This is a genomic window from Gilliamella sp. B2889 (genome assembly GCF_026536885.1).
GTDB classification, from domain to species: Bacteria; Pseudomonadota; Gammaproteobacteria; order Enterobacterales; family Orbaceae; genus Gilliamella; species Gilliamella apicola_E.
This window is the reverse complement of record NZ_JAFNNF010000002.1, coordinates 476,246-483,617: the sequence shown is the minus strand read 5'-3', so window position 1 is coordinate 483,617 and position 7,372 is coordinate 476,246. Positions and strand designations below refer to the sequence as shown.

The following is a 7,372-nucleotide window of genomic DNA, read 5'->3' as shown; positions in this document are numbered from 1 at the left end:
CATCTCCATCATCATCTCCCCAATAATTATATGGCGAATCAACTAGCGTATTGAGTTCAACAAAATCAGTGTTAGTTGGCACCATCATACCTATATCTGCAAAACTTTGACCAACTTCAGGTAACTCTATTGGTGTTCTGGATGAATTATTCGTTGATGGTGTGTATTGCATTCCATTGGATAGCGTAATACTTAATAAACCTTCAGTATCAACAATACGAGTATGACCACCATCGTAAGTTAGATACGGCACACTACCATGAATTATATTGGTTGTTTTAGAGGTTAATGCATGGCTAGATAAAGGGATCAAAAAAAACAAGCCGAGAAAGATCAACTCCGATAAAAGAGATCGTTTAAAGGATCGTAAAAAAGATCGCGCAAAAATTTTGGAAATTTCGCTGAATTTAGCGAAAAAATGAACTTTTGTGAAAAATGAAGATTGAGCGCTTAAGTTTAGCGAATTTAAATTAGAGGTTGGCCAAGTTGCCTGTTGCCTGTTGCCTGTTGAAAATTATAGAACATCTGCGACAATCCTGTCAAGTATATTTATGATTTATTTACTATTTTTCTATTTATTGTTTTAGCTATCCCGCTAAAATTATGCAAAAAGTATAGTGACTGAAAAAACCAGGTGCAATACTTTTTTTACCTTATATCGTTAACTTTCGTAAAGATGATCATGAAAAAACATGATTGAAAAACAACTACCCATTGTTTTAATTGGAAATGTAACATTTACAAAACTTTAATAATCATAATTATTGATCTTAAAAAATGTTATCTTATCGTTTAAAATTAATGATGTTGATCATTAAATAATTTTGAAGTGGAATTTAGAAGCTCAAAAACCCCGTTCCTCAACTTTTTCAAATTCTAGTCGCTATTTTCGATTCCGTTATAAGAAAAAAATATAACTATATATAAATATATTATTTAACCGTTATAGAAAGATTTATATTATAATCTCCAACTTCATAATTTTAATATATAAAAAACAATGCATAAACTAGCCTATCGACTCGATCACTTTTCCGATTCGGTTATCCGTCGGATGACTCGGATCGCTAATCAATATCAAGCTATCAATTTGTCACAGGGTTTTCCAGATTTTGATCCGCCGAAACCTTTAATCGATGCATTAAAACAAGCTGCCGATTGTGGTCCTCATCAATATGAGATCACTTGGGGATCGGCTGAGTTTCGGCGTCTGTTAGCTAAAAAGCAACAAAAGTTAATGCAAATTGATATCAACCCAGACGAAAACGTGTTGGTAACTTGTGGTAGTACCGAGGCGATGATGTGTGCGGTAATGACGGTTTGTAATCCAAAAGATAAAGTTATTATCTTTTCGCCGTTTTATGAGAATTACGGAGCGGACGCCATTCTTTCTGATGCCACCCCAATTTATGTGCCTTTGATCCCGCCGACATTTGAATTTGATAAACAGCAACTTCGTGAAGCTTTTGAACAAGGCGCTAAGGCGTTGATTTTATGTAATCCTAGCAATCCTTGTGGCAAGGTATTTACTAAGGATGAGCTTGATTATATAAGTCAATTGGCGATTGAGTTTGATGCCTACATTATTACCGATGAAGTGTATGAGCATATGGTTTATGCTCCGCATAAACATCTTTATTTGGCAGGTTTTCCAAATATGAAAGAGCGGACTATTTGTTGTAGCTCGTTGTCGAAAACCTATTCGATAACCGGTTGGCGCCTTGGTTATATTATTGCTGATAAAAGGATTATAGATGGTTGTAAGATGATCCATGATTTTCTTACCGTTGGCGCTGCTGCCCCACTACAAAAAGCAGCTTGTGCAGGGTTAGCTTTAGGGGATGATTATTATCAACAATTGACCGAAACTTACACCGCTAAGCGCCGTTTATTTTTGAACGGATTAGATGAGTTAGGCCTTGCTTATTATGAGCCTCAAGGTGCGTATTATGTTTTAGTGGATATTTCGGCGTTTAATCCATTTAAGACCGATTTTGAATTTTGCGAATGGTTAATTAAAGAAGTCGGCGTAGCAGCTGTGCCGGGATCGGCCTTTTTTAAACATCCTGAATATCGTTATATTCGTTTCCATTTTGCTAAACAAGAACCAACGCTGATTGCAGCTTTAGAAAGATTATCCAAACTTAAGGAAAAATTATTATGTTTAAAAAATTAATTGTGGCAAGTTTAGTCATTTTAACTTCAGTATTAACTGGTTGTGATAATGCTAAAAAAGAGAATCAAATTACAGTTGGTGTTGCAGCGGGTCCTTATGGCGACATGTTTAAACAAGCTATTGCGCCTGGATTAGAAAAGAAAGGTTACCATATCGAAATTCGTGAATTTAGCGATTATGTTCAACCAAACTTAGCATTAGCAAATAGAGATATTGATGTTAATTTATTTCAACATTTAACTTATCTTAATAATTTTAAGCAAGTGCGTAATTTAGATATTATGGCCATTGGTTTTGTACCAACAGCTGGCGCAGGAATTTATTCAAATAAAATTACTGACTTTTCGCAATTAAAACAAGGCGATCAAGTGACTATTTCAAGTGATGTGACTAACGAAGCTCGTGCTTTACGCATTTTAGAAGCAGCTGGGTTGATTAAGCTTGATCCAAATGTGGATAAAAACAATTTAACCCCTAAAAACATTATCGAAAACCGTTATGGTTTAGAGATTGTACCAATTGAAGCACCACAAACTCCACGTTCGCTTGACAATGTTGCGTTATCAGTGGTTAATGGTAATTATGCAATTGGTGCGGGTTTAGATCTTTCTAAGGCGCTTTATCATGAAGTGTTAGATAAAGATCATAAAAATGTTATTGCGATTCGCACTGAATCAAAAGATACATTAGGTAAAGACATTATCGACGTGCTTAAATCACCTGAGTTTGCTCAAGTCATTAATGATAAAAACGGTATTTTCTATACCTTCCAAAAACCTGATTATCAGTTATTTTAATTATGCAGACTTTAATTCAAGTAAAAGATGTTTCTGTAAGATTTAAAGCCAAAGATCAAGTTGTTGAAGCGGTTAAAAAGGTCTCGTTTGATGTCAATCAAGGCGAGATCTTCGGGATCATTGGTTCGAGCGGTGCGGGAAAAAGTACTTTAGTAAGAACGCTTAATCGGCTTGCTGAACCTTCGTCCGGGCAAGTTATTATTAATGGTGTTGATATACAAACCTTACGTGGGCGTGAATTGCAAGCGTTTCGTTTTCATGTTGGGATGATTTTTCAGAACTTTAATTTAGCATCATCAAAAACCGTTTATGAAAATATTGCCTTTGTGCTTAAAGCCGCTGGTAAAAAAGGCGATGCGGTTAAAAATAGAGTCAACGAATTGCTTGCTTTAGTTGGGTTAAGTGATAAAGCGAATGCCTACCCTGCTGAACTCAGTGGTGGGCAAAAGCAACGAGTCGGTATTGCCAGAGCGCTGGCTAATGACGCCAAAATTTTGTTGTGTGATGAAGCCACCAGTGCTTTAGATCCAACTACTACCAGCGCGATTCTTGATTTGTTAAAACAGCTTAATCAAAAATTTGGTTTAACTATTGTTTTAATCACCCATGAAATTGATGTGGTTAAAAAAATCTGCCACCGAGTTGCAGTAATGTCACAAGGTGAAATTGTCGAAATGAATACCACGTTTAACCTTTTTGCCTGCCCTAAACAGCCATTCACACAAGAATTTCTTAATATCGATGAAAATACCCATTTGCCAGATATTATAAAGCAAAATGTGAAAGGTAAATTGGTCCGTTTGCGTTACATTAACGAAAACACTACCCAGCCAATTCTGTATCAATCAGCGATTGAAACGGGTGTGTCATTTAATATTTTGCATGGGTTTATTGAATATTTCGACAATCAAGCTTTAGGTAATTTGGTGATCGAGCTGATTGGTGAATCGACTAATATCCAAAATTTAATCACCAAATTGGCCGATCAAGAAGTCATTATTGAGGAAATAAACTAATGATTAAACTCACCATTAACGAAATAGCGCAAATGTTATGGAAAGCCGCTTACGAGACATTCATTATGGTAAGTTGGTCATTATTAGCTGGTTTGATCTTCGGCACATTAATCGGATTATTGCTGTTTTTAATGTCAAATCAATTCTTCTTTAAAAATAGAATCATTAACAGTATTGCGAATTTTATTGTCAATGCAACCCGTTCAATTCCATTTTTAATCCTAATGGTTACGGTGTTACCTTTAGGCGCGCTATTGGTTGATACCGCAGTTGGCCCTAAAGCGGTAATTTTACCGCTTTCACTTGCCGCTATTGCATTTTATGCACGGTTAGCTGAAAACGCTTTTAGCCAAATTGATAAAGGCGTGATCGAAGCTGCGGTAGCAAGTGGTGCATCACATATGCGTATTATTTTGGGGATATTGTTTCCTGAGGCAATGGCGCAATTAATACGACACGCAACAGTTACCACAATTTCACTTATCAGCTTTAGCTCAATGGCTGGGGTTGTTGGTGGCGGTGGTATTGGTGATTTGGCGATCAGTTATGGTTATCAACGCTATGTAACCGAGGTGCTTATTTTGTGTATTGTTATTCTTATTTTTATTGTGATGGTGATTCAATACCTCGGTGACAAGTTAGCCAATCACTTTGATAGAAGCTATAAATAGTGGGTAATTTAGTATGAACAATCTTATCATTAAAGATTCAAAACGCATTGTTTTGGCAGATGCCATCCCACAATCCTACTTGACCGATGGTTTAAAGCTTAAATATGGGCAGGCTGATATATTAGTTTATCCTAAAACGACCGAAGAAGTAGCGGATGTGGTGAAATTTGCCAATGCCAATAATCTGAATATTACCACTCGCGGTGCTGGGACAAATTTAGTTGGTTCAACCATTCCTAATGGTGGCATTATTCTTGATTTATCATTGATGAATGAGATTGTTGAGTTAGACAAGGAAACTTTCACTATTACGGTACAGCCCGGCATTTTATTGCAGGATTTACAACAGTTTGTTGAGCAGTATGATCTTTTTTATCCACCTGATCCGGGTGCTAAAACCTCCACTATTGGCGGAAATATCAGTACTAATGCAGGAGGGATGCGTGCGGTAAAATACGGTGTAACTCGTGACTATGTGCAAGCACTTGAGGTGGTGATGGCAGATGGGAGTGTGTTAAATATTGGCAGTAAAAATGTTAAGGACAATACTGGGCTTGCTTTAAAGCATCTGTTTATTGGCAGTGAAGGTACTTTAGGCATCATTACCCAATGTACGTTAAAACTGATCGCCAAGCCGAAAGTATCTCAAACATTTGTTGTTGGTTTTAATACTATTGAGCAGGCTATTGCCAGTATCACAACCATTTTACATACCCTAACGCCAACCGCGCTAGAGTTTGTGGAACGTAAAGTTGCACAATGGGGCGAAAAGTATTCAGGATTTCAATTCCCACTACCTAATAGCCAAGCTTATTTGATTATTATGCTTGATGGATCAGATCAACAATCCGTCGAACAGCAACGTAAGCAATTATTAGCGAATTTAGGTGACTGTGACTATTTTGTTGCTGAAGATAGCAATCAAGCTAGTCAAATTTGGACGATTCGCGGTTCATTGGTGCGAGCGGTTGAGGCAGTGACCGAACAAGATCCAATTGATATTGTGGTTCCAATAAATCGTATTGCTGATTTTATTCACTTCACCAAACAGCTTGAAGCAAAAACCAAGGTACGCATGTTAGCCTTTGGTCACGCTGGTGATGGAAATATTCATCTATGCATTTTGCGTGATGATCGTGATGATAAACAGTGGGATACCGATCTACAGCAAGTTCATCAAGCTCTTTATCAAAAATGCCTTGAACTTGGTGGATTACCTTCGGCAGAACATGGCATTGGTACAGCGAAAGTGAGCTATTATAATGATGCTATTCCCAAAGCCAATCGCCAACTTATGCACGCTATCAAGCAACAGTTTGATCCGAAGAATTTACTCAATAATCAGGTTTATATGACGATGATTTAATCCGAGCAGTATTTTAATTATTGCTTTTAGATGAGATAAATCAGTGGCAAATTGAGAATAAATAAAGTTGAGGAGCGGGGTTTTTTTAAGTCATAAAAACCCCGCTCCTCAATTTTTTATTGAAGTGCTAACATAAGTTGTATTGTTGTCATTACGGCACTTTCATTATTTGAACCAGTAATAAATTTAGCTACTGCTTTAGTTTCGTCGAAAGCATTACGCATTGCGAAGCTGTAATTGGCTTGTTCGAGTAGTTCTATGTCGTTGAGCCCATCACCAAATGCCATTGTTTCCTGATAGGTGATATTTAGGATTTGTTGTAGTTTTTTGATGGTGTTGCCTTTGTAGACGTTGTGTTCTGTGATATCTATCCAAGCGGCTTCTGATACGACGATGTAAACGTCATTATCATACGGTGTTAGGTGCTTGCGTGTTTGTGGGCATTGTTCTTTTTCGTCATACACGGTAATTTTGATAAAGTCGTCAGCGACAGTTTTAAAATCATCCACTTCGATGATTGTTGCATACGATCCTCGGACTTTTTGTTTTAGGTGTGCAGGCAAATTAGATTTGATTACTGCACCTTTTGCAGTACATGCAATGATGACATGCTCTTGACTGGCTTGTTCAAGGGTTTTGATGATACGTTGACCAAGTTGATTTTCGATAAAAGAGCGATAGATAAATTCACCTTTATGTTTGATTGTGGTGGCACTATCGCCTACTATCCAAATTTTATCGAGATAATCGGCAAAGAGTTCTTCTACTCGTTCACACTGTTTTCCAGTACATGCAACAAATTGGACGTTTTGTTTTGCCATAAGGTCATAGACTTGGGTAAACAATGTACGGTCATAGTCGCCTTGGCTATTTAAGAATGTTCCATCTAAATCAGTGATGATTAACTTGATCATATCTGTGTCCTTTAGAATGAATTAACTGGCTTTTTATTCATTTTGCCAAATTCTCTATAGAGAAACAATATGATAAAGCCGAAATAGAGATGAACATTTAATTCCACCTTTTTTATTAATTGAAAGGATTAAACCCAAAATATTACCAATTTTTATAGTCAATAAGGCGGTTATTTAGGTTATAAATTTAAGACAAGCATTTTTTCTGATTAGTTGAACTGTCAATTTTAAGTTTTAAGATTTTCTACAAAAAAGTCTGACAAGAAGCTTTCAGGATTTTTATTTTCTAATTATTCCTGCAATTAACACCTCAAAAACCCCGCTCCTCAACTTTTTTTTATTTAATTGAGATGTGCATGGCGCAATTTTAGTGATAAAAAAGCCTGAAAATTTCTTTTCAGGCTTTTTGGCTTATTTATATTGTTGCCTATT

7 protein-coding genes are annotated in these 7,372 nt (G+C 36.6%); 5 read left to right on the top strand and 2 right to left on the bottom strand.

What is annotated here, in order from left to right:
- A partial coding sequence (locus J3U09_RS05060; RefSeq protein ID WP_267357358.1) for a hypothetical protein occupies positions 1-313 on the bottom strand: 313 nt, incomplete at its 3' end.
- Positions 314-1,000: 687 nt separating this feature from the next.
- Here J3U09_RS05060 and J3U09_RS05055 point away from each other — a divergent pair.
- The 5 genes from J3U09_RS05055 to J3U09_RS05035 are packed head-to-tail and all read left to right on the top strand — an operon-like array spanning position 1,001 to position 6,026.
- Entirely contained in the window at positions 1,001-2,176 is a 1,176-nt protein-coding gene (locus J3U09_RS05055) for a pyridoxal phosphate-dependent aminotransferase (protein ID WP_267357356.1), read from the top strand.
- Positions 2,161-2,973: a MetQ/NlpA family ABC transporter substrate-binding protein gene (locus J3U09_RS05050; protein ID WP_267357354.1), complete on the top strand. Its 813-nt coding sequence runs from the start codon at positions 2,161-2,163 to the stop codon at positions 2,971-2,973. The genes J3U09_RS05055 and J3U09_RS05050 overlap by 16 nt, the downstream gene beginning before the upstream one ends.
- A 2-nt stretch (positions 2,974-2,975) precedes the next feature.
- Positions 2,976-3,989 carry a methionine ABC transporter ATP-binding protein gene (locus J3U09_RS05045; protein WP_220225878.1) on the top strand — a complete coding sequence of 338 codons (1,014 nt, stop codon included), beginning with the start codon at positions 2,976-2,978 and terminating at the stop codon, positions 3,987-3,989.
- Positions 3,989-4,660: a methionine ABC transporter permease gene (locus J3U09_RS05040; RefSeq protein ID WP_416380034.1), complete on the top strand. Its 672-nt coding sequence runs from the start codon at positions 3,989-3,991 to the stop codon at positions 4,658-4,660. Before J3U09_RS05045 ends, J3U09_RS05040 begins: the two co-directional genes overlap by 1 nt.
- Positions 4,661-4,673: 13 nt before the next feature.
- The gene (locus tag J3U09_RS05035) at positions 4,674-6,026 is read left to right on the top strand and encodes an FAD-binding oxidoreductase (protein ID WP_267357353.1); all 1,353 of its coding nucleotides are present in this window, start codon (positions 4,674-4,676) and stop codon (positions 6,024-6,026) included.
- 116 nt (positions 6,027-6,142) lie between these two features.
- Here J3U09_RS05035 and J3U09_RS05030 read toward each other — a convergent pair whose 3' ends face one another.
- The gene (locus tag J3U09_RS05030) at positions 6,143-6,940 is read right to left on the bottom strand and encodes a Cof-type HAD-IIB family hydrolase (protein WP_267357351.1); all 798 of its coding nucleotides are present in this window, start codon (positions 6,938-6,940) and stop codon (positions 6,143-6,145) included.
- Positions 6,941-7,372 lie beyond the last annotated feature (432 nt).